General features: G+C 69.8%; 20 protein-coding genes. 7 read left to right on the top strand and 13 right to left on the bottom strand.

The window, feature by feature from the left end:
• Positions 1-5: 5 nt before the first annotated feature.
• Positions 6-383 carry a hypothetical protein gene (locus KBY95_RS10650; protein WP_254964996.1) on the top strand — a complete coding sequence of 126 codons (378 nt, stop codon included), beginning with the start codon at positions 6-8 and terminating at the stop codon, positions 381-383.
• A complete protein-coding gene (locus KBY95_RS10645) occupies positions 362-1,351 on the top strand; it encodes a RimK family alpha-L-glutamate ligase (RefSeq protein WP_254964995.1) in 990 nt (329 codons plus the stop codon). Before KBY95_RS10650 ends, KBY95_RS10645 begins: the two co-directional genes overlap by 22 nt.
• Here the strand turns inward: KBY95_RS10645 and KBY95_RS10640 are convergent.
• The 9 genes from KBY95_RS10640 to KBY95_RS10600 all read right to left on the bottom strand — a co-directional run bounded on the left by KBY95_RS10640 (position 1,303) and on the right by KBY95_RS10600 (position 11,801).
• On the bottom strand, positions 1,303-2,013 hold the full coding sequence (locus KBY95_RS10640) for a hypothetical protein (protein ID WP_254964994.1): 711 nt from the start codon (positions 2,011-2,013) through the stop codon (positions 1,303-1,305). The two genes, KBY95_RS10645 and KBY95_RS10640, sit on opposite strands and share 49 nt — an antisense overlap.
• A 121-nt stretch (positions 2,014-2,134) precedes the next feature.
• Positions 2,135-2,872 (bottom strand): class I SAM-dependent methyltransferase, encoded by a 738-nt coding sequence (locus KBY95_RS10635; protein WP_254964993.1) that lies wholly within the window; start codon positions 2,870-2,872, stop codon positions 2,135-2,137.
• 9 nt (positions 2,873-2,881) lie between these two features.
• The gene (locus KBY95_RS10630; protein WP_254964992.1) at positions 2,882-3,685 is read right to left on the bottom strand and encodes an META domain-containing protein; all 804 of its coding nucleotides are present in this window, start codon (positions 3,683-3,685) and stop codon (positions 2,882-2,884) included.
• A 16-nt stretch (positions 3,686-3,701) separates the two neighbouring features.
• Complete coding sequence (locus KBY95_RS10625; RefSeq protein ID WP_254964991.1) at positions 3,702-3,851, bottom strand: hypothetical protein; 150 nt, start codon at positions 3,849-3,851, stop codon at positions 3,702-3,704.
• Between the two features lie 55 nt (positions 3,852-3,906).
• Positions 3,907-4,947: a metallophosphoesterase gene (locus KBY95_RS10620; protein WP_254964990.1), complete on the bottom strand. Its 1,041-nt coding sequence runs from the start codon at positions 4,945-4,947 to the stop codon at positions 3,907-3,909.
• A gap of 37 nt (positions 4,948-4,984) precedes the next feature.
• Entirely contained in the window at positions 4,985-6,565 is a 1,581-nt protein-coding gene (locus tag KBY95_RS10615; protein ID WP_254964989.1) for a serine hydrolase, read from the bottom strand.
• Between the two features lie 127 nt (positions 6,566-6,692).
• A complete protein-coding gene (locus KBY95_RS10610) occupies positions 6,693-7,283 on the bottom strand; it encodes a hypothetical protein (protein WP_254964988.1) in 591 nt (196 codons plus the stop codon).
• A gap of 208 nt (positions 7,284-7,491) precedes the next feature.
• The gene (locus KBY95_RS10605) at positions 7,492-10,602 is read right to left on the bottom strand and encodes an efflux RND transporter permease subunit (RefSeq protein ID WP_254964987.1); all 3,111 of its coding nucleotides are present in this window, start codon (positions 10,600-10,602) and stop codon (positions 7,492-7,494) included.
• Positions 10,602-11,801 (bottom strand): efflux RND transporter periplasmic adaptor subunit, encoded by a 1,200-nt coding sequence (locus KBY95_RS10600; RefSeq protein ID WP_254964986.1) that lies wholly within the window; start codon positions 11,799-11,801, stop codon positions 10,602-10,604. The genes KBY95_RS10605 and KBY95_RS10600 overlap by 1 nt, the downstream gene beginning before the upstream one ends.
• 116 nt (positions 11,802-11,917) lie before the next feature.
• On the opposite strand from KBY95_RS10600, the gene KBY95_RS10595 reads away from it, so the two are divergent.
• Positions 11,918-12,496, top strand: a complete 579-nt coding sequence (locus KBY95_RS10595) for a PadR family transcriptional regulator (protein WP_254964985.1) — start codon at positions 11,918-11,920, stop codon at positions 12,494-12,496.
• Here the strand turns inward: KBY95_RS10595 and KBY95_RS10590 are convergent.
• Positions 12,453-13,478 carry a chlorophyll a/b binding light-harvesting protein gene (locus tag KBY95_RS10590; RefSeq protein WP_254964984.1) on the bottom strand — a complete coding sequence of 342 codons (1,026 nt, stop codon included), beginning with the start codon at positions 13,476-13,478 and terminating at the stop codon, positions 12,453-12,455. The two genes, KBY95_RS10595 and KBY95_RS10590, sit on opposite strands and share 44 nt — an antisense overlap.
• Positions 13,479-13,844: 366 nt before the next feature.
• On the opposite strand from KBY95_RS10590, the gene thiD reads away from it, so the two are divergent.
• Positions 13,845-14,660, top strand: coding sequence for a bifunctional hydroxymethylpyrimidine kinase/phosphomethylpyrimidine kinase (gene thiD, locus KBY95_RS10585; RefSeq protein ID WP_254964983.1), 816 nt, complete (start codon positions 13,845-13,847; stop codon positions 14,658-14,660).
• A 255-nt stretch (positions 14,661-14,915) separates the two neighbouring features.
• Positions 14,916-16,088 carry a serine hydrolase gene (locus KBY95_RS10580; RefSeq protein WP_254964982.1) on the top strand — a complete coding sequence of 391 codons (1,173 nt, stop codon included), beginning with the start codon at positions 14,916-14,918 and terminating at the stop codon, positions 16,086-16,088.
• Here the strand turns inward: KBY95_RS10580 and KBY95_RS10575 are convergent.
• Entirely contained in the window at positions 16,060-16,650 is a 591-nt protein-coding gene (locus tag KBY95_RS10575; RefSeq protein ID WP_254964981.1) for a hypothetical protein, read from the bottom strand. The two genes, KBY95_RS10580 and KBY95_RS10575, sit on opposite strands and share 29 nt — an antisense overlap.
• Before the next feature lie 107 nt (positions 16,651-16,757).
• Here KBY95_RS10575 and KBY95_RS10570 point away from each other — a divergent pair, with 107 nt between their 5' ends.
• The gene (locus KBY95_RS10570) at positions 16,758-18,326 is read left to right on the top strand and encodes an FAD-dependent monooxygenase (RefSeq protein ID WP_254964980.1); all 1,569 of its coding nucleotides are present in this window, start codon (positions 16,758-16,760) and stop codon (positions 18,324-18,326) included.
• A gap of 69 nt (positions 18,327-18,395) precedes the next feature.
• Here the strand turns inward: KBY95_RS10570 and KBY95_RS10565 are convergent, their stop codons facing one another.
• Positions 18,396-18,743 (bottom strand): DUF5615 family PIN-like protein, encoded by a 348-nt coding sequence (locus KBY95_RS10565; RefSeq protein WP_254964979.1) that lies wholly within the window; start codon positions 18,741-18,743, stop codon positions 18,396-18,398.
• Positions 18,740-18,970, bottom strand: coding sequence for a DUF433 domain-containing protein (locus KBY95_RS10560; protein ID WP_254964978.1), 231 nt, complete (start codon positions 18,968-18,970; stop codon positions 18,740-18,742). The genes KBY95_RS10565 and KBY95_RS10560 overlap by 4 nt, the downstream gene beginning before the upstream one ends.
• Positions 18,971-19,094: 124 nt before the next feature.
• Here KBY95_RS10560 and KBY95_RS10555 point away from each other — a divergent pair, with 124 nt between their 5' ends.
• The gene (locus KBY95_RS10555) at positions 19,095-20,792 is read left to right on the top strand and encodes a YdiU family protein (RefSeq protein WP_254964976.1); all 1,698 of its coding nucleotides are present in this window, start codon (positions 19,095-19,097) and stop codon (positions 20,790-20,792) included.
• Positions 20,793-21,541: the final 749 nt, after the last annotated feature.

Raw genomic sequence — 21,541 nt, 5'->3', positions numbered from 1 at the left:
AAGCGATGCAGCTCCTCAAGGGCGCCGGCGCTACGGCGGGCCTGTCGGAAGGGGCCATCAAATGCCATGCCGGTTGCTACCGGGAGAATCTGTCCCGCTGCAGCGACGCGATGCTCCAGTACGAGCGGGTGTGGCTGCAGCAGCAGCTGCGGGCCCTGCGCGACTGCCAGGGCCATCCGGTGTTGATGGCCCGGGTGGGGGGTGAGGCGCGCTTGCATGGGCTGGTGTCCCAGAGCGTGCTGTTCCAGTTGCTGCTGCAGAACGAATTCGCCAGGCGGGGTCTGACGCCGGTGGAACAGCATGGACCGGTTGTGGCGGCCGAGGAGGCCTGGGAGATCACCAGCGTGCAGGTGAAGCGCGAGTGGGGCATCCTGCCGGCCTGATCGGCCTGCTGCACCTGGGGCGGATCCACGACGAGACGCCGGCGCTGCGAGCCGTCCTCGCCGCGCACGGCATCGCCAGCGAACTGGTGCCCCTGCCGGCCTTGGCCGATTGGGATGCCACGGATTTCGGTGCCACGGATGGCGACAGCATCGACTGGGGGCGTTTCGATCGGGTGAGCGTGCGCGACTGCCGCGACAGCCATCGCCACCCCGACTTCCTGGCCCGGATCAGGGTCCTTGCCGCGCACCTCGAGGTCCTCAAGGTGCCGCTGGTCAATCCGCTGGCGGTGATCGAGGCGGGCCATGCCAAGAGCCATTACCTGCCCCAGCTGGAGCGGCAGGGGGTGGCCCTGATCCCCAGCCGCTGGCTGCCCCGCGGCTGGCGCGGTTCGTTGACGGGGCTTCTGGAGGCGTGCGGCTGGCGTGAGGCGGTGCTCAAGCCGGCGATCGGCGCCAAGAGCTGGCACACCTATCGGGTGCGCCGCCAGGGCCGGGGCCTGGCGATCACCGCGGCCGATGGCTCCAGCCCCGCCGCCGCCTTGGACGCCGATGCTTGGTTGGCCGGCCTGGCGCTGGACGGGGAGGTGTGCGTGCAGCGCTTCCTGCCAGGGATCTGCCGGGCGGGGGAGTTCAGCGCCGTGTTCCTGGGCGGAGAGTTCTCCCACGCCGTGGCCAAGAGCGTGGCGGCGGGGGGCTGGATCGCCCATGAAGGGTTCGGCGGCCGCAACCGGCTGCGACAGGCGAGTGCGGCGGAACGGTGCTGGGCGACTGCGGTGGAGGAGCGCCTGCGGCGGCGCTTCGGGGTGTTGCCCTACGCCCGCATCGACGGCATCCGTGACGAGGGCGGTGAGCTGCTGCTGCTGGAGTGCGAGCTGGTGATCCCCCGGCTGTTCCTCAGCGAGGGGGAGGCCTTCGGCCGTTACGCGGAGGTTCTGGTCGGACCGACCAGCACCCGCATGGCCTGGTAGCCGTCGAGGGAGGGCGGCTCGTTTGCGGCCAGCTCCTCGGAGTGCAGGGCCACGGCCACGGTGGCGACCCAGGGGCGCGTGCCAGCGTCGGTGGGGAACACCAGCACCACGGTGCCGCCGGAGGGGGCGGTGGCGGGATCTTCCGCCACGATCTCCTGGGCCACCCGGGTGCGGCGGCACTGCAGGGCTCGGGCCTCCAGCAGGGCCACGAACTCGCCGCTGTTCCAGCGGGCCTCGCTGCCTTGGCAGGGGAAGCGCTGGCTGAGGCCGGCGGCGCTGAGCTCCTCGATGGCACTGCTGCGCCGCCCATCCCAGACCAGCAGCAGGTTGGCGTCATGGCCAAAGGCGTTCTGCTCCACCCGCTCGCGATCGAGCACGAGGCGCCGTTCCAGGCCCTGTTTCTCCGCAGGCATCGACAGGCACACCTTGAGGGCCTGGGCCACCTCGCAGCTGCGTCCCTCGCAGAACCCCCGGTGGGCGGTGAGGATGTCGTCGGCCGCCGAGACGATCTCGAGGGCCGGCAGGCTCTGGCTGAGGTCCTGCATCATCGCGTTGAACAGCACACCCCCATCCCCGAAAGGACCTCGGTCGGGATCGGTGGCGGCGAGCATCTGATCGATGGCGGAGCGCACGAGCTCCCGCCTCCAGGTCAGATACGTCATGGGAATTCGCTCCTGGTGCAATTTTTTGTCAGTGTGTCTCTATGGGAGAAAACAAGCCACGGCCCGTTACATTCCCGGCTTTTGGTATCGAGATTTACAGAATTAAGTGTTGAAATCGTGATCAAAAGCCCTCTGCCCGGCTGGTTCCGGCGGCGCTGTGGCGCCGCAGCCGCAGCATCGGCGTCTCGCCCTCGAAGCCCTCGTCGTAAGCCGTGGGCTCCAGCTGCCCCTGCCACCCCGGCGGCAGGGAGGCCAGCAGGGGTGCCACCCAGGGATGGGCCCGGGGGTGGCGTTCGATCGTGTGGGCGGGGTAGATCCGCACCTCCCGCCGGCTCACCCGCAGCAGTTCGGCCAGGGCCCGCCGGTGCCAGTCGAGGTCGAAGTCGGGCTGTTCGCTGAGGCCGCCGTCGGCGATGGGGGCATAACAGAACAGGAGATGGCCGCAGAGCACCAGATCGAAGCTGGCCGCCTCGAAGGGAAGGGAGGGCAGCGCCGCGGCTCGGTAGGCCTCCGGATGGTCCCGCCGGTCGGCCAGGAAGGCCTCGAGGGCCTCCAGTTTTCCCTGGCGAAAGCGGGACAGGTCGAAGTCCGGGCGCAGCGTCGGACTCAGGGCCAGGCGCTCCATGGTGAAGGCGACGTCGTCGCGGCAGCGGTGCTCCAGCTCCGGCAGCGACAGGTCGTACAGGGGGTCGGCCGCCACGCTCTCCACCCCGGCGGCGCGGGCCAGGGCAGTGAACGAACCGGGGCCGCCGGGGCAATCCAGCACGCGGCAGCCCCGCCAGGCGGCCAGATCGAGGTTGAAGAACGCCAGCGCGTCAGCCCCGGTGCGACCGAAGAACACCACCCTGGGCAGATCCATACGTTGTTCTCAGGGCCCCGGAACGCGGCGCAGGCTGAGGGCGATGGCACCGTCGGCCCGGCGCAGCTCCAGGGAGTCCCCCTCAAGCCGCAGGCTGGTGGCCGTGGGCAGGGCCGCCAGGAATTGGCGCTCCTGCTCCATCACGCCGGCGCCGGGGCAGCGCTGACGGGTTGCCACCGGGGTGCCGATGCTCAGGCGGGTGCGCTCCAGCTGCACCGGGGCGGTGAAGCGGTTGCAGCCGGCTGAGCCGGCCAGCTGGCCTGCCTTGACGAACCGCAGCGAGAGGGCCGTGCCCAGGATCGGGCTCACCAGCGCCTGGCGGCCGTTGTTGAACCCCGCCACCCGCCAGGTGCTCCCCACCAGCCGCTGCGACTGGGCCACCAGCACCAGCAGGGGACGGCCGTCGGCTGAAAGCAGCCGCAGGCGCTCGCCTTCGAGGCGGAAGCCCCGGCTGCTGGTGAGTGCCGTCTGGAAGGCCTCCGCCTGCTGCATCACTGCCGGCGGGCAGGCCATCTTTGTGCTCAGGCCCCGGGACGCCACCTGCAGCCCCGTGCCCCGAACCATGACGGGGGCACCGAAGCGGTTGCAGCCATCGCTGCCCGCCACCCGGCCAGCCTCGAAGCGCAGGGTGACGGTGGTGCCACCGACGGGCTGGCGCTGCCCCAGCCGCTCCAGCACCCAGGCCGTCCCCTCGAGGCGGGAGGGGGACGGAGTCGCCGCCAGGGCGGCGGCTTGCGGTGCCGATGGCAGCAGGGCCAGCAACGCGACCAGGAGCCGCGGGCCCGAAAAGCGCCGGATTGGTGGGGTGTGCATCGGGGTCACCGGCGGCTCAGGAGCCCAGGCGGGCAGCGATCCAGGCGCCCATGCCGCCAGTGGCGGGGTGGGGCACCGCGTCGCGATCGACCCACCAGAGCGAAAGCGCCACCACGTTCAATCCGAGGATCAGGGCGTAGATCCGCCAACCTTCCGGCAGCTTCATGACATCGGCTTGCGATGCCGGCGACCATAGAACTGCCGGCGCTGGCCTGGCCGCCTCAGGCGCTGGGCCGCCGCTGCAGCACCCGGCCGGCGGCATCGCTGAGCGAGCGGGGCAGCCGCTGCGGGTCGATGCGCCGCAGGGTGCGCAGATCGAAGCTGGTGTCCACCAGGCGGGGCGGGCTGCCGACCAGATCCAGCACGGTGAGGGTCTGGAAGGGCGGGGCGTTCTGGCCCAGCAGCCGGCGGGGGCCGCTGCCCATGGCCCCGAGCTGGAACAGATCCAGCTGGCCCAGGCGGGCTGGGAAATAGGCGTGCTGATGGCCGCTCACGTAGGCCTCGACCCCATGGCGTTCCAGCAGTTGCTGCAGCGCCGCCGACCGTGCCAGCACCTCCCCGGGGCGGTCGCGCCCCTGGCTCACGGCCCGCAGCGGCAGGTGGCCCACCACCAGGCGCCGGCTGGCGGAGCGGGCGGCGGGACTGGCCAGGATCCGTTCGGCCCAGCGCAGCTGCTCCGCGGGCACCTGGGCGGTGGAGGCGTCCCACACCAGCACGAAGACGTCGTCCTGGCGGATGGCGTAATGGAACGGGAAGTTGCCCGTGTCAACAAAACTGAGCCCGAGGGCGTCACGGCGCGCGTTCCAGAAGCGGGCCGCCTCGGCGCGGTCGTCGGCGAAGAGGAAGCGGCCCGAGGCGCTGGCGCCGGAGGCGTCATGGTTGCCCATGGCCGGGGCGAAGGGCAGGCCGGCACGGCGCAGTGGGCTGAGCACGCTGCGCTCGAAGCTCGCCCACATGGCGGCCAGCCGCTGGCGGCCCAGCCCCGCCTTCTGGCCCGCCACCATGTCGCCGGCGCAGATCACCAGATCCGGGCGCAGCGACGGGATCTGGGCCACGCCCCGGTGCACCTCGGCGACGTAGGTGGTGGAGCCATAGGAGCTGTTGAGGTCGCTGATCAACACCAGGCGGGTGCCGCCCCGGGGTGGTGCGGCCAGGGCGGTGGCGCCCCGGGCGGCGGCCGGCTGCCAGAGCTGCCAGAGGCCCGCCCCCAGGGCCAGGCCGGAGAGCGAGAGCAGCTGGCGACGGCCGAGGGATGGCGGCATGGCGGAATCGCGGCGATCCAGCGATCACAATGGCTGCTCAGGGCGCCACGCGCCGGAAGCCGTAGCCCAGGTAGTCGAAGCCACTCACCCGGCCGTCGCCATCGCTCTGGAACGGCACCTGCACCGGAGCGGAGAGCACCCCAGGCCAGAGCAGGTGCAACGTGTCGCCGTTCCAGGGGCCCAGGGAGGCGCGGTAGCGGGCCGGACCGGCCAGCACCACCAGCGCACCGCCCTGCTCGGCCACCGTCCAGGAGCCGAACAGGTCGTTGACGTAGGTGCCGGTGTAGGCCGACAAGGGGCGGGATGGGGGTTTCGCTTGGGCGGGTCTGGGCTCCACGGCCAGCAGCAGGCCCTCAAGCTCCCGTGCCTGGGCCCGGATCTGGGGCTGCAGGTCGGCCTCACCGGGGCGGCCGAAGGCCTGCTGCAGCAGGGCCGCCCGCAGCGCCTCCGGCAGGGCCGTGAGGTTGCGGTTGGCCAGGATCGCCACGGCGAAGCGTTTCTGGGGCACCACGAGCAGCAGGGTGCGTATGCCATCGAGGGCGCCGCCCTTCTCCAGCACCTTGAGGCCGTTGTAGTGGTAAATCCCCCAGCCAGGGGAGTAGTCGAAGCCGGAGTCGGCATCGATCGGGGGGAACTCGGCAAAGCCCGGCTCCTCGGCGATCACGGGCTCAAACATCGCCTTGACGGCCGCCTGTGAGAGCACGCGCCGGCCGTCGATCTCACCGCCGCGGGCCAGCAGGGTGACGAAGCGGCCCAGGTCGTTGGCGCTGCTGGCGAAGCCGCCGGCGGCGATGAACAGGGCGCTGAGGTTGGGGGGCACCACCTGCAGCCGCTCGCCCACCAGCGCATGGGAGCGGCTCACATCGGTGAGGCTGCCAGGGACGGCGGCGCTGCCGACCAGGGTGCTGGCCACGCCCGTGCGGGTCATGGCCAGGGGCTCGAAGATCAGGGAGCGGGTGAGGGCAGGGAAGGGCTGGCCGCCGGCTTTGGCGGCCAGCTCACCGGCGAGGAAGAAGCCGATGTTGGAGTAGGCGGGACGGTCGCGGAAGGAGCTGGCCGGCTCCACATAGCGGATCCGGCGCAGCACGTCCGCGTCGCCGTAGCCGAGGTGATCGAAGAGGTCGCCGAAGAAGGCGGGGAAGCCGGCGCGGTGCGTGAGCAGGTCCCGGGCGTTCACCCAGCGGCCCGCATAGGCGTCATGGAGGCGGAAGTCCGGCAGCAGTGACAGCATCGGCTGCTCCCAGGTCAGCTTTTTGCGATCCACCAGGGCCGCCACTGTGGCGGCGGTGAAGGTCTTCGAGACGCTGGCCAGCTGGAACACCGTGTCGGCGGTGGTGGGGGCGCCGCTGGCCAGATCGCGCACCCCGAAGCCCTCCACCAGCGTCAGCTGGCCGTCCTGCACCAGAGCGATGGCGGCTCCGGGAACGGCGTAGGTGGCCAGGGCCCAGCGGCTGATCCGGCGGGCCCCGACGGCATCCAGCCCCGTGCCGGGGGCGAAGCCGGGCAGGCCATCGGCGGCGACGGCCTGGGGCAGGGGAACCGCCAGGGAAAGGGCCAGCCCGAGCAGCCGCGCCGCCGATCGGCTGGGGCGGGGCGTCGTCAGAGTCCGGGACGGCATCGGGGCGCAACAGGCGGAGATGGCAGTCTGGGGCGGGAGTTGATGCGGTGAGTGCCTACTTCAACCGGCACGATCTGACCGTGATCCATCCCGGCTGTTCGTCGATCAGGGCCCTGCAGGGTGGTGGTCATGGGCTGGACGGTTCGAGGATGCGGTGGGAGGGGATCTCCTGGAGGTCCATCAAGCGACGCTCCACGGCGGGACCATTGGCCTTCAGCCATGCCGCCATGGCGTCTCCCGCCTTCTGTCCATAGAGGCGGTGGCTGTAAATCACTGCGGTGCCGCGGCCGTCGGTCAGCCTCAATCTGGCGAAGACGGCCTCGATGGAGTCGCGAACGGGGAAGAGGACCACGATCAGATGCTCGGCGGGCCTGGCGGGCCTGGCGGGGGTGCGTGGCACGGAAGAGGTGCGAACCACCACGGCATTGTTCTGCTTGTAGGTGCCCAGAACACGGTTGGCAACATCGGCCAGCCCGTCCCCATCCCTGACATCTGGATAGGTGTTGATCGTGATCATGTCCGTCCAGCGGCTCAGATCGTCCTGGCCCGATGGTGTGAACTCATGCTGGTGCTTCGACGACCAACGCAGCAGGTAAGTCTGGTCGGCAAACTTCAGCCTCACAGGGGAGGCCGGCAGGCCGCCTGCCGCGTGGGTGGCGATCGGTGCGGCCATCAACAAAACGGCAGTCAGTCGGACCAGGCCACGGAGGATGGGCATGGCTTTATTTCGGCAGGGGCCGATTCTTGAACGTCCAGAGCGACCATGATCGGCCGAGGTGCCCACGGGAGACCTTCAAAGACGGAGATTTTGCTTCTATCGAGCATGCGCCTCGGATGATCAGTTTCTGAAACACGCTCAGCCATGCAGACGCCAAAGCGTTGACAGTCGGGCCGCCCCGCCACCAGCACAAGGTGATTGATCGCTGTCAGGCATGGGTTGCGCCTGCTGCTTCTACCGCTGCACCCAGGCGCGCTGTCTGCGCCGCCTGCCGCACCAGCAGGACGTGGGCGGCCGGGACATAGAAGAGCGCCAGGGCGGTGGCCCCCACCAGCCCGCCGGATACCGCGATCGCCAGCGGCGGCCAGAAGCCGGTGGGGTCGAGCATCAGGGGCAGGAAACCGGTCACGGTGGTGAGGGTGGTGGCGACCACGTGGCGGGTGGCGTGCAGCACCACGGCGGTGCTGGCGGCCGGATCGCCGCTGCGGGCCAGCGGATCGGTGCGCAGCGCGTTGAGCACCACGATCGAATCGTTGATCGCCAGCCCGATCAGGCCGAGGGTGCCCAGGATGGCGGTGAAGCCGAACAACGAGCCGCTGAGCTTGAGGGCCAGCGCCGCCAGCCCCACCGCCAGCAGGGCCACCGAGGCGATCAGGGCGGCCATCCGGAAGGAGCGGAAGGAGAGCACCAGGGTGGCGGTGATCAGGATCATCAGCACGCCCGCGGTGGAGAGCAGGCCGGTGACGGCATCGCCGCGCGCGTCGGCTTCGCCGCCATAGCTGAGCTGAACCCCCGCCGGCAGCTGCCAGCCGTCCCGTTCCAGCTGCTGGCGCAGCGCGCCGAGCACCGAACTGGGCAGGGCGCCGGCGTCGAGGTAGGCGAGCACGCTGTTGATGCGCTGGCCGTCGCGACGGGCGATGGAGGCCAGCTCCGGCTCCAGCTGCAGCCGGGCCACGGCCGCCAGCGGAACGGTGCCACCGCCGGCGGGTGCCACCACATCCAGGGCCGCCACCTGCCCGGCGTCGCCCCGCTGGGCTTCGGCCACCTGCACCCGCACCGGCAGGGTGGTGATGCCCTCCTGGATCGAGCCGCCCACGGCGCCATCAAGGCCGGCCTGCAGCTGGCGGGCGATCGACCGGTTGTCGAGGCCGCTGCGGCGTGCCTGCTCCTCATCCACCGCCAGGGCGAGCCGCGGCAGGGCCTCGCTGAGGCTGGCGCTGGTGTGGGTCACCGACTCCAGCTGGGCCAGGCGCCGCCTGAGGTCGTCGCCGATCTGCCGCAGTTGCTGCAGGTCGGGGCCCTGCAGGCGCAGCTCGATCGGCGCCGCGAAGGGTGGCCCTTGCTCCAGCTGCTTGACCAGGATCTGGGCTTCGGGAAAGGCCCGGTCGAGGCTCTGCTGCAAGGCGCGGATCGTGTCGCGCAGGCCCTCGGCACTGCGCAGTTGCACCAGGCCCTGGGCGTAGTGGGGGGCGTTCTCCTCGTCGGCGATGACGTTGTAGAAGAACTGCGGCGCGCTTGCGCCCAGGAACCAGTGCACGTCGTCGACGCGGGGATGGGCCCGGATGTGGCGGCGTGCCGCCAGCGCCAGCGCTTCGGTGCGGGCCATGGCGCTCTGCTGCGGCAGGCGCATCTCGATCTGGAACTGGTCGCGGTTGGTGGGGGGGAAGAACTGCTGCTCCAGGCTGGCGAAGCTGGCGAAGCCCACCACCGGCAGCACCAGGCAGAGGGCCATACCCCGCCAGGGATGGCGCAGCACCTGCTTCAGGCTGGCGCGGTAGTGACGGGTGAGGGCGGGGATCGCCACGCCCTGCTCCCACCAGCCCACGGCGGGCCCCAGCGGTTGCCAGCGGTGCAGGCGGGCCGCCAGGGCCAGGATCACCGTGAGCGAGAGCAGCAGCGAGCTGGCCAGGGCCAGGATCACCGTCAGGCCGATCGTGCCGATGAATTCCCCCGTCGCCCCTGGCGCGGTGGCGATCGGCACGAAGGCGAGCACGGTGGTGAGGGTGGCGGCCAGCATCGGCACCAGCAGGTACCGCGCCGTCTGCCGCACGGCCTCGCCGGGCGGGGTGCCGTCCCGCAGGCGTTGCTGCAGCTCATCCACCACGATGATGGCGTTGTCGATCAGCAGGCCCAGGGCGATCACCAGGCCGGTGGCCGACATCTGGTGCAGGGGAATGCCCAGCACCCGCATGCAGCCGAGCACCATCAGCGCCGTGAGTGGCAGGGCCGCGCCCACCACCAGGGCGGCCCGGCCGCCCAGCATCAGCACCGACACCGCCACCACCAGCAGCGAGCCGGTGATCAGGTTGCCGATGACGCCATCGAGGCGCTCCTGCACGTAGCGGCTCTGGTCGAGCACGACATGGAGCCCCAGGCCCTCGGGGAGGGTGGCGCTCACCTGCTCCAGTTGCAGCCGCGCCGCCTGGGCCCACTGGTCCACCCGCGCGCCGGAGGCCACCGTGGCCGCCACCACCACCGCCGGATGGCCCCGCACCAGGGCCTGCTGGGCGGCGGGGCGGCGCACCCCCCGGCTGACTTCGGCCACCTGGGACAGGCGGGCACTGGCGCCGTCCGCACCGATCTGCAGCGGGATGGCCCGGATCCGTTCCAGGGAATCGAGGGCGCCATCCACCTGCAGCAGCAGCTCGTTGCGCTCGCCGCGCACCTGGCCGGCGGCTTCCTTGGCGTCGCTGGCGGCGATGCGCTCGGAGAGGTCGCGGGCGGTGAGCCCCAGCCGCGCCAGCTCGCGGGCGCCGATCTCGACCTGGATCTCCTGCTGGGGTTCGCCGCTGATCTCCACCTTGCTGGTGCCGGGCAGGGCGCGCAGGCGGCTCTGGAGGTCGTCGGCCAGTCGGGACAGGATGCCCAGGTCGGCGGGGGTGGGCAGCTCCCAGGTGAGCCCCACGATCAGGGCGCTGGCCCCGACGTTGCCGTCGCGGAACTCCGGATCGCTGGCCTCCGGCGGCAGCAGGGGCGTGGCGTCGTCGATCTTGCTGCGCACCTTGCCCCACACCGGCGCCACCTGGCGCACCTCGTCCTTGAGGGCCACGGAGATCACCGAACTGCCGGAGGCGGAGCTGGAGGTGATGGCGTCCACCTCCTCCAGCTCCAGCAGGGCGTCTTCCAGAGGTTTGGTGATCAGCGCCTCGACCCGCTCCGGCGTGGCGCCCGGCAGGGCGGTGATCACCAGGGCATTGCGCTGGGTGATCAGCGGATCTTCCAGCCGCGGCAGGGTGAGCAGGGAGGTGAACCCCCACACCACCACCAGCAGCAGGGTGAGCAGCAGCAGCTGCCGGTTGCGGTGAAACACATCCAGCATCAGAGCGCCTCCTGCACCCAGACGCCTGGCACCACCCGCTGGGTGCCGGCGGCGATCACCCGTTCGCCGGGGCGCAGGGTGCCGCGCACCAGGGAGCGGTCGCCCTCGCTGTGGACGATGTCCACCAGCCGCCGGACCACCTGCCGGCCCCGCTCCGGCGTGGTGCCGGCTGGCGCCAGCACGTACACCGACCAGAGGCCCTGTTCCGCCGCCACCAGGGCGGTGGTGGGCAACCAGAAGCCATCGCCCCGCTCGCTGCGCCGCAGGCTGAGGCGGGCCGTGGCCCCCACCGGCAGGTTGTCCAGTGGCAGGCGCAGCACCACGGTGGTGGTGCGGCTGCCGGCATCGAGCTCCGGCAGGAGGGCGCTGACGGTGGCCAGCAGGCGCCGTTCCCCCACCTGGACGGGATGGCGTTCTCCAAGCCGCAGCCCCTGGGCGACGGCGGGCGGCACGCCCACCCGCACCTCCTGCGGGGCCGCCTCCACCAGGCTGATCAGCGCCTGGCCGCCGCTGACCACCACGCCCTCATCGAGCAGCCGCCGGCTCACCGTGCCGGCGAAGGGGGCCAGCAGCACGCTGCGGGCCAGGTCGACATCGATCTGGCGCAGGCGGCCGCCGGCGTCATCGACCTGACTCTCGGCCTGGACGAGGCGGCTGCGCAGGGCCGCCGAGCCATGGATCTGCTGGTCGAGATCCTCGCGGGAAATCGCCCCCTGGGCGTGGAGCTGGCGGCGGCGGTCGCGCTGCAGTTCGGCCAGGATCAGCTGCTGGCGCACCTCCTCCACGGCGGCCAGCGCGACGCGCTGCTGGGCCAGGAGCTGCTGGCGCTGGGCGAGCAGGCGGCGGCGGTCGAGGCGGGCCAGGGGCTGGCCGCGCTCCACCCGGTCCCCTTGCTCCACCAGCACCTGCTCGAGGCTGCCGGGCAGTTCGAAGCCGAGGCTGCTGCTGCGGCCGGCCACCACTTCCCCGGTGTAGTCACGGCTGGTGAGGTACTGGCTCACCGGCTGGGCCGTCACCAGCGACACCGGCAGGGGGCGAAGCACGGGAGGACGGGGACGCAGGGCCACGACGCCCAGGGCCACGGCAAGGCCGGCGACGGTGGCAGCAGTGGCGGTGGCGGCAACGGCCGCGGGCCGGCCCCAGCGGGCCCGTCGCAGGGGGCTGGGCAGCGCTGGCGCCGGAGCGGGGACGGACGTCACTACACAACAGGTTGAGTATGTGCGAAAGTGTATGCACAACTTGTTGAGTAGGTCAACCGGGTCCGGCGATGGCTGGGCCAGGATCGGCTCCCAGCCGACGCGACCTCCCCCCTGCCATGGCCCTGGCGCACACGATCCTCACCGTGCTCTGCGAGCGGGACGCCAGCGGCTACGACATCAGCAAGCAGTTCGAGGAGACGATGGCCTGCTACTGGACGGCGAGCCAGCAACAGATCTACCGGGAGCTGGCCCGGATCGAGGCGAAGGGCTGGGTCCGCTGCCAGGTGGTGCCCCAGCAGGGCAAACCGGACCGCAAGGTGTACGCCATCACCGAGACGGGCAGGGACGAACTGCGCCACTGGGCCGCTGAGCCCTCGCTGCCCACGCCGATCCGCGAGGACCTGCTGGTGAAGGTGCTTGGCGGCCCCTACGCCGAGCCCGCGCTACTGCTGGCGGAAGTCCACCGCCGCCGTGCCGTCCATGCCGGCCAGCTCGCCTCCTACCAGGAGAAGGACGCCCTGTTCCGCAGCCATCCGGCCCTGCCGCTGCAGGAGCAGTACCGCCATCTCACCCTGCGCCGGGGCATCCTGTTCGAGCAGGAGTGGATCCACTGGTGCGATGAGGTGATCGCCTTTCTGGAGGGGCAGCCACTCAGGCCGTTTCGATCGCCGCCAGAGCCTGGTTCACCCGTTTGAAATCGAAGCCGATGGCCCGCAGCGCATGCCATAGGTGGCCCTGCAGGACCATGAAGGCCAGGAAGAAATGGGCATTGGAGAGCCAGGCCCGGGCCGTGTGGGCCATGGCGGGCAGGGTGACCGTGTCGGCGAAGTAGGGGGCCAGCCCGAACTGCAGCGACAGGCTGGGGCCAAAGAACTCCACCGGATACACGCAGGTGTTGCTGGCACACCAGAGGCTGGCGACAAAGCCGGCCAGGGCCACGCCACCGAGGGAATAGGACAGGATCGCTTCGGCGGAGAACACCAGCAGCTTGCGGGCCAGGGGCAGGGGCGGCACCAGGATGTGCCAGATCCCTCCAGCGGTGAGCATCAGGGCCACCACCACATGGCCGCCCATCACATCCTCAAGGCTGTTGATCGAGAGGAAGTGGGTCTGGTACGACCAGACCGTGGCCAGATCCGCGTTGGGCATCACGGTGCGCACCGATTGCAGCGCCGTGTCGTAGAGACCGTGGTACTTGCCCCACTCCACCAGGGCCGTGGCACCGAGCCCAAGGAAGATCAGATGGTGCCCCAGGATCAGCCCGAGTTGTTTCGGGTCGTCCCAGGAGAAATCGAAGCGTCGGGCCTGGCCTTTGGCCTCGGCCAGATCCACCGGAGCGCGGAACAGATGCCACATGCCGCCGGCCGCCAGCACGGCCGCGCTGACCAGGTGGAAGGCGGCGATGGCCAGGATTCCCTCCGGTTGATCAAGCAGGCCGCCATCGCCGACGCCGATGCCGAGACGGGCCAGATTGGGTAACAGGATCAGGCTCTGTTCGCCGAGGGGACGGTCCGGGGTATAGCGACTGAGTTCATAGAGGGTGAAGGAACCGGCCCAGAACATGATCAGGCCGGCATGGGCGGCATGGGCGGCGATGAAGTTGCCGGACTGGTTGACGAAGCGGGAATTGCCTGCCCACCAGTCATACGTGGGAGCAGGATTGCCATAGGACTGCATAGGACTTTCGCAGGGTCCCACGGACTGTATGGAGCGCAAAATGAAGCAGCCTGACAATCATCACCTCTGGAGCGGCAAGGATGCACGGGGGCCCGTGACCAATGGCACCAACGGAACAGCGTTACCCCCGATCATTCGCTGCGCCCGTTTGAGGCCGTTGGCCCTTAATCCACCGTGCTTCAACCGCCTCTGAAGCCATGGCCCAACCTGACGGCCTGGCAACGCCGCGCGCTGACAAGCCTTGCCGCATTGGTGGCTGACCGCGAGGGCTGGTGGCGACGGAGCTGGGGATCTGATCAGGCGGGAAGCCCCAAGCCCCCGTCTGAAGATGGATTGCGATAGAGACGGTGCACCGTTGCCGCTGCCATGGCCTTGATCCCGATTGCGCTCACCATCGGCGGCAGTGACTCCGGCGGCGGTGCCGGCATCCAGGCCGACCTCAAGACGTTCAGCGCCCTGCAGGTGCATGGCTGCTCGGCGATCAGCTGCGTGACGGCCCAGAACAGCCTCGGCGTGGAGCGGGTGGATGCCCTGCCCCCCGAGGCGCTGCGGGCCCAGGTGGCCGCGGTGACCCGGGATTTTGCAGTGGCGGCGCTCAAGACGGGGATGCTGCTCAACCGGGGCTTGATCGAGGCCACCGCCGCGTCGATCGCGCCGCTGGCGGCCGCCCGGGTGATCGACCCGGTGATGGTGTCACGGACAGGGGCGGTGCTGCTGGAGCCGGAGGCGATCGAGGCCCTCAAGGCCCTGTTGCTGCCGCTGGCGGATCTGCTCACCCCCAACGTGCAGGAGGCACGGCTTCTGGCCGGGCGGCCGCTGGAGAGCGCCGGCGATCTGGAGCTCGCGGCGGAGCAGATCGCCGCCCAGGGGCCCAAGGCGGTGCTGATCAAGGGGGGCGGTCTGCAGGGCCTGCGTGGCAGCGACGTGCTCTGGCGTGACGGCCGGATCCAGTGGTTTCGCTTGGAGCCGATCGACACGCCCCACAGCCACGGCAGCGGCTGCACCCTCTCGGCGGCGATCACAGCGGAGCTGGCCCGTGGGGCTGAGCTGGAAGCGGCGATCCGCACGGCCAAGTCCTTCGTGGCCGGCGGCCTGCGCCATGCCCTGGCGATCGGCGCCGGCCAGGGGCCGCTGTGCCATTGGCATCAGGCGCTGGGGGAAGGGCCGGAAGGCCACACGTGAGCCTGGCGGACGGGCTGGACAGCGCGGGTGCGGTGCCGCTGTCCGCAAGCAGCACGCTGCACGATGGCCATCTCCCGGCAGGCCCATGCTTGCCTGCGAACGACTACAGACCTGCAGGAGATCCCCATGGTGCTTCGACAGTTGCGGCTGCCTGCACGAGCAAGTGAAAATCCTCGCTGGCTCGCCCGATCTGCGAGGCGCCTTCTTGGCGCCGTGCTCGCTGCCTGTCTGACCGGCGCGGCCCCCGTTCAGGCCATGAAGACCAGCGACGGGCGGGCGGCGGATGTGGCCCAGGCGGCGGGCATCCTGCGGATCGTTCGCCAGCGCATGGCCGACGACCACCTGAGGGCGGTGATCGTTCGCGTCACGATCGACGGCAGGGAGGTGGTCACCGAGGCGATGGGCGAGTCGATGACGGGCGTGCCCGCCACCGAGGACATGCACGTCCGCAATGGTGCGATCGCCATCTCCTACGTGGCGACGCTGCTGCTGCAACTGGTCGACGAGAAGAAGGTCAGCCTCGATGACAAGCTCGCGCGCTGGCTGCCGGAGATCCCGAATGCGGAGCGGGTCACGCTCGGCCAGCTCGCCCGGATGACCTCCGGCTACCGCGACTACGTGATCGGCAATGCCGCGTTCGAGAAGACGCTGCTCGAGAACCCGTTCCGGCAGTTCTCGGTGCAGGAGCTGCTTGCCTACGCGGACCTGAAGAATCTCTGGTACGAGCCCGGCACGAGCTGGAACTACGCGCACACGAACTACGTCCTGCTGGGTCTGGCGCTGGAGCGGATCACGGGCCAGACGATGCCTGTGCTGATGCAGGAGCGGATCTTCGGGCCCCTGAAGCTGGGCAACACGCGGGACCCGGGCGGAACACCCGCGATCGCGCCGCCGGTGCTGCACGCCTTCTCGTCCGAAAGGCGCCAGAGCCTCGGCATCCCGGCGGGGACGCGCTTCTACGAGGAGTCGACCTTCTGGAACCCGTCGTGGACGATCACCCGCGGTGCGGTGCAGTTCACCACCATCCACGACATGGCCACCTCCGCCGAGGCGATCGGGACGGGACGGCTGTTGTCGCCGCAGAGCTACAGGTTGCAGATCGCCCCGAAGCTTCGGGGCTTCGGCCGGCCGATCGAGGGCTGTGCGACCTGCGCCACCCTGGGCGACTTCTACACCTACGGGATCGGGATCGTCCTCTCGGGCCCCTGGCTGCTGCGGAACCCGCTGTTCTCCGGGCAGGCCGGGGTGATGGCCTACCTGCCGTCAAAGAAGATCGCGATCGCGGTGGCGGTGACCTTCGACGAAGAGGCCTTTGACGCCAGCGGGGGCTACTGCAATGCCGCCGATGACCTCTTCCGTGCGATCGGCGCCCACCTGGCGCCGCAGGACGCCCCGCCCGTCAGGGCCCCTGCCAGAGAAAGGTGTTGAAGGATCGCTCGCCCAGCTGGCTCCGGTACTTGAGGGTGTTTTCGCTGGAGAGACTCACCACGGCGCCGAGCCGGTCGGCCAGTTTGAGGCACTGCTGGAACTGCGGGGCGCTGTAGCACTGCACATCCAGTTGGTTGCAGCCCGCCGTGGGCAGCAGGCTGGCCTGGAACGGCTGGATGCTGCAGAAGATCGGTTTCGGGTACAGCCGACGCAGGAGATAGAAGTCCTCCAGGGAGTAGTTGGCGAAGAAGTGGTCGTCCACCTGGATCGCGTCGCCGTGGCGGGCTTCGTGCACGAGATCGCGGATCGCCAGGGCCCGGTACTGGGGGGACTGGACCCACACCACGGGCATCAGCCCCTGGCGGCGCGCCGCCTGGGCCGCCTCCTGCTGCATCGCCTCCGACACCTTGCGGACGTCGAGGAACACCACCTTGAAGTCGCTGCCCCGGATGTCGGCCATCACCCCGTTCAGTGACTGCCGGGAGGCGTAGTACCAGATCTGGGGCTGGGACAGCCAGGTGCCGTTGGGGGCCGCAGCCGCCGCGGCCGTGCTGAGGGCCATGGCCAGGGCGGCGGGCAGAGAGCGGAATGGGTTGGCCAGGACCGAGCCCCGGGGTGCGTTTAGTGTGCCCCGCGCTGGCCCTCGCCAGCTCGACCTGCCCGGGCGCCATGCCTTCCTCCCTTCCCCACCAGACCAGCGTGCTCGTGGTGGGGGCGGGTCCCACCGGCCTGCTGCTGGCGGGGGAGCTGCAGCGCCGCGGCGTCCCCAACCTGCTGATCGACGCCCGGGCTGAAGCCCTGCACTGGGACCGGGCCACGGTGATCCACCCGCTCTCGCTGGAGATCTTCGAGGCGCTGGGGCTGGTGGATCGGTTTCTGGAGGCCGGCTGCCGGCAGCGGCGGATCCTCATCCACGCCGACGGCCAGCGGCTGGGGGAGCTGGATCTGGCCGACTGCGGCAGTCGCTACGGCTTCAACCTCGGCCTCTCCGAAGAGGTGACCGAAACGATCCTCACCGACCATCTCGAGAGCCAGGGGGGCGCCGTGCACCGCTCCTGCCGGCTGGTGGCTCTGGAGACCCACGGCGAGGGGGTGACCGCCACGGTGGCCTGTGGCGAGCAGGAGCAGGCCGTGCAGGGCCGCTGGGTGGTGGGTTGCGACGGCCTGCGCAGCACCACCCGGGCGCTGAGCGGCCTCGACTTCGAGGGCCATGGCATCAGCCGCCCCTGGGCCGTGTTCGATGCGGCGGTGGAGGGCTGGACCGAAAGCCACGAGGTCAACGCGGCCTATCTGGACGCCTCGCCCCTGATCCTCACGGCCCTGCCCGAGGAGCGCTGGCGGGTGTACCTGCGGCCCGAAGCCGAGGAGGGCGATCTGGTGGCCGAGGCCGCCGCCGTGCTGCAGCGCTACCTGCCCCAGGCCCGCTTCACCGGGGTGGAGAACCCCAGCCGCTTCCATTGCCACAGCCGGGTGGCCAGCGCCTTCCGCGCCGGGCCGGTGTTCCTGGCCGGCGATGCCGCCCACGTGTGCTCCCCCGCCGAGGGGCATGGCATGAACTGCGGGCTGCACGATGCCGCCAACCTGGCCTGGAAGCTGGCCCTGGTGCACCACGGCGCCGCTGACCCCGCCCTGCTGGACAGCTACGAGCAGGAGAGGCGCCCGGTGGCGCAGGCGATCTGCCGTTCGGGCGATGCCACCGAGCAGGCCCACGGGCTGCAGGAGCCCGCCGAGCGCGCCGCCCGCGACCGGGCGATCGCCGCCATGCTCGCCAATTCGGTGGCCCGCCAGCAGGAGGTGGTGGCGGAAACCGAGATGAACCTCAGCTACGCCGGCTCGGCCATCACCCTTGGCGGCGCCATCGGCAGTGAGGCCCAGCCGTTTAGCGCCGGCCAGCGGCTGCCCAGCACGATCGCGGCCCCTCCCCGAGCCGGAGCGGACCTGCTGCACGCGCTCACCCACCGCTGCGGCCACACGCTGCTGCTGGTGGCCGGCCCGGAGGTGCCGCCGGACGCCCTCGCCGGCCTGCAGGCTGAGCTGGAGGCCGATCGAGCGGAGGGCACGCTGCCGCCGGCGCTGGTGGAGGCCGTGGTGGCCGTGCGGCTGGAGGAGGCGCCCAGCCTGGGGCTGGGCCCCCTCACCCTGCTGGCGGTGCGGCCGGATGGCTTCATCGGCCTGCGGGCCGACGCCGATCACCGCAGGGCGGTGCGGCGGTATGGGGGGTTGGTGCTGGGCGGTTGAGCCGGGCACGGGCAAGCAAGAGCCTTCCCAGCCAGCAGCGGGTGGCGAACCTGGACAGTCCCATGGGGGCTAGGGGCCCGGGCTGAGCACCAGAAATCCGGCCTCCGGATGGGACGAGAAAGCATCGATGGCATCGATGTGATCAAGCAGCAGCCCAGCCGTTGCTGCGTTGCCAGCGTTACCGATGGCCAGGCAGATGACCTTCGGAGGGAAACCGCGGCTCATGCTGATCCGCAGAAAATCCTCGTCCTTTGTGACCAACAGGTCGCCGTCAAGCCGAGCCCGATCCCAGATCGCCAGATCGTCGGCTCCACCCATCCCAAGAAGCCGCACATGCCTTGAACCTGGGAACTCACCGGAGAGCAAAGGCAGCAGACGCTCGGAAAGGTTCTCATCCAGCAGCAGCTGGACGCTCACGCCGCCGTGGTCAGGCTGAGGAGTAGGCGTTCCCGATCTGCTGCATAGGCCAGGCAAGCCAGCACGTCGTCATGGCGGAGCTGCGGGAAGTCCTCCAGCAGCTCCGCTTCACCCATGCCGCTGGCAAGAAGGCCGAGCACATCACCCACCGTGAGCCTGGTGCCGCGAACGCAGGGCTTGCCGAAGCGCACGGCAGGGTTGATGGTGATCCGCCCTTGGAAGTCCATGGCTCAAGGCTAAACCGCACAACCGGCATGATGGCCGCAACGTCGTCATTGATGGCGACAGGCTCGCCAGGATGGTGATCCCAGCGTCAGGGCCCTGCCCAGGCCGCGCCACATCCGAGAGCCCGTGACGACCGCCGTGCCCACCACAGTGCCGACGAAAACCTTCGCGGACTTTGCCCAGCGGGCCGACTATTCGCTGCTGGATTCCCTGCGGGCGGATCCCCAGGCCACCGCCGATGGCCGCGATCACCGGCCCCGCCAGGTGTTCTCGGGCCATTACGTGCCGGTGACGCCCACGCCGCTGCCAGCGCCGGAGCTTGTGGCGCACAGCCGCACCCTGTTCCAGGAGCTGGGCCTGGGCGACGAGCTCGCCCACGACGAGCCGTTCCGGCGTCTGTTTTCCGGCGACATCAGCGTGGCCACCGAGCCGATGCGGCTATTCGGCTGGGCCACCGGCTACGCGCTTTCGATCTATGGCAGCGAATACATCCAGCAGTGCCCGTTCGGCACCGGCAACGGCTATGGCGATGGGCGGGCCATGTCCGTGTTCGAAGGCGTCTTCAACGGCCAGCGCTGGGAGATGCAACTCAAGGGCGGTGGCCCCACGCCCTACTGCCGTGGCGCCGATGGACGCGCCGTGCTCCGCTCCAGCGTGCGCGAGTTCCTGGCCCAGGAGTTCATGCACGCCCTGGGGGTTCCCACCTCACGCTCGCTGACGCTCTATGTGTCCGGGTCGGAAACCGTGCGCCGGCCCTGGTACGCGCCGAACTCCCGCTCGCTCGATCCCGACATCCTGGTGGACAACCCGGCGGCGATCACCACCCGCGTGGCGCCCTCGTTCCTGCGGGTGGGCCAGCTGGAGCTGTTCGCCCGTCGCGCCCGCAGCGGTGCCCATCCGGAGGCGCGCCACGAGCTGCAGATGATCGTGACGCACCTGATCGAGCGCAACTACCGGCAGGAGATCGATCCGGGCCTGGATTTCAGTGATCAGGTGGTGGAGCTGGCGGGATTGTTTCGCACGCGGCTCACCTCCTTGGTGGCGAACTGGATGCGGGTGGGCTACTGCCAGGGCAATTTCAACAGCGACAACTGCGCCGCCGGTGGCTACACCCTCGACTACGGCCCCTTCGGCTTCTGCGAACTGTTCGATCCCCGCTTTCAGCCCTGGACCGGCGGCGGCCAGCATTTCAGCTTCTTCAACCAGCCGGTGGCCGCCGAAGCCAACTTCCAGATGTTCTGGGCCTCCCTACGGCCCCTGCTCGAGGGCAACCCAGGGGCGCTGGCAAGGCTGGATGAGATCCGCGAGGGCTTCGCTGAAGCGATGGCCCGGGAGCTCGAGGCGATGTGGGCCAGCAAGCTCGGCCTGATCCGCTACGACGCTGAGCTGGTGCAGGAACTGCTGCAGCTGATGGTGGCCTCCAAGGCGGACTACACGATTTTCTTCCGCAGGCTGTCTGCCATCCCCGAGCACATCTCGGCCCTGCAGGAGAGCTTTTACCTGCCCTGCTCAGAGGAGCTCGATGGGCAGTGGACCCAGTGGCTGCAACGCTGGCGGGAACAGATCACGGGCAGCGGCGACATCAGCGAGACAGCCGCCGCAATGCAACGGGTGAATCCCGTGATCACCTGGCGCGAATGGCTGATCGCCCCCGCCTATGAACAGGCGGCTCAGGGTGACTACGGCCTGGTCAGGGAGCTGCAGGAGGTGTTCCGCCATCCCTACGACGCGCTGCCTGCGGAGCTGGCGGCGACGTACGACCGCCTGAAGCCCAGGGAGTTTTTCAACGCCGGAGGGGTGTCGCATTACAGCTGTTCGTCCTGAAGCGGCGCTCAGGGCAGGGCGTCTTTCGCTGATTCAGTCCTCAACTCGCACCGAGGCTGGCGAGAATCTTTCGGGCCAGTGGTTCCTTGATTTCGTTGTGTCTGGGGATGGCTTCCTTAACTCCAGTCGCCGGGTTGATCCAGATGGAGTGTGAAGCTCCAGATCGCGGCGTTTCATCCGATCTGCAGGGGCATGCGCACGGCATCCGGTGGCAGCCCACGGCTGATATCAGCCTCACGATCCTCAAGCAGCAGCTCAATGGCGGCCTGCAGATCCTTTCTTGCTTCCTCCATGGATTCTCCCTGGCCGTTTGCGCCGGGAATCTCCAGGCAGATCGCCCAAAAGCCACCCTCCGGAGCAGGCTCAATCACGGCCGTCAGTTCTCCCTTCATCAAACTCGCCGCGGTTACACATTCCACTCAGTTTAGGAGCTACAAGAAGTCGTAGCAGCCAGGCAGCCACGCCGCCGGGATCGCCCGCTCCAGCCGCCAGCGAATCGCCATCGGCCGCGCGCCCTCATGGCTCATGGAATCGGCAAAGCCGAGGCCAAGCTCACGCCTTGGACGGTGGTGAGGGAGAGGGGATCCATCCTGCCTTTGGATGAACTCGGCCAATGGCTAAGTGTGCAGTGCCACCAGGTTGTTCCGGCTGACAAAGGGGTGTGAGGCCGACAGGGTTGTGGTGCGACCCAACAGCCCCAGACCTCACCCCCCATGCATACACACCCGAACGCCCGCCTGACACCGATC

It is taken from the genome of Cyanobium sp. Aljojuca 7A6 (genome assembly GCF_024346455.1).
GTDB lineage: Bacteria > Cyanobacteriota > Cyanobacteriia > PCC-6307 > Cyanobiaceae > Cyanobium.
This window is presented reverse-complemented; position numbering and strand designations above follow the sequence as displayed.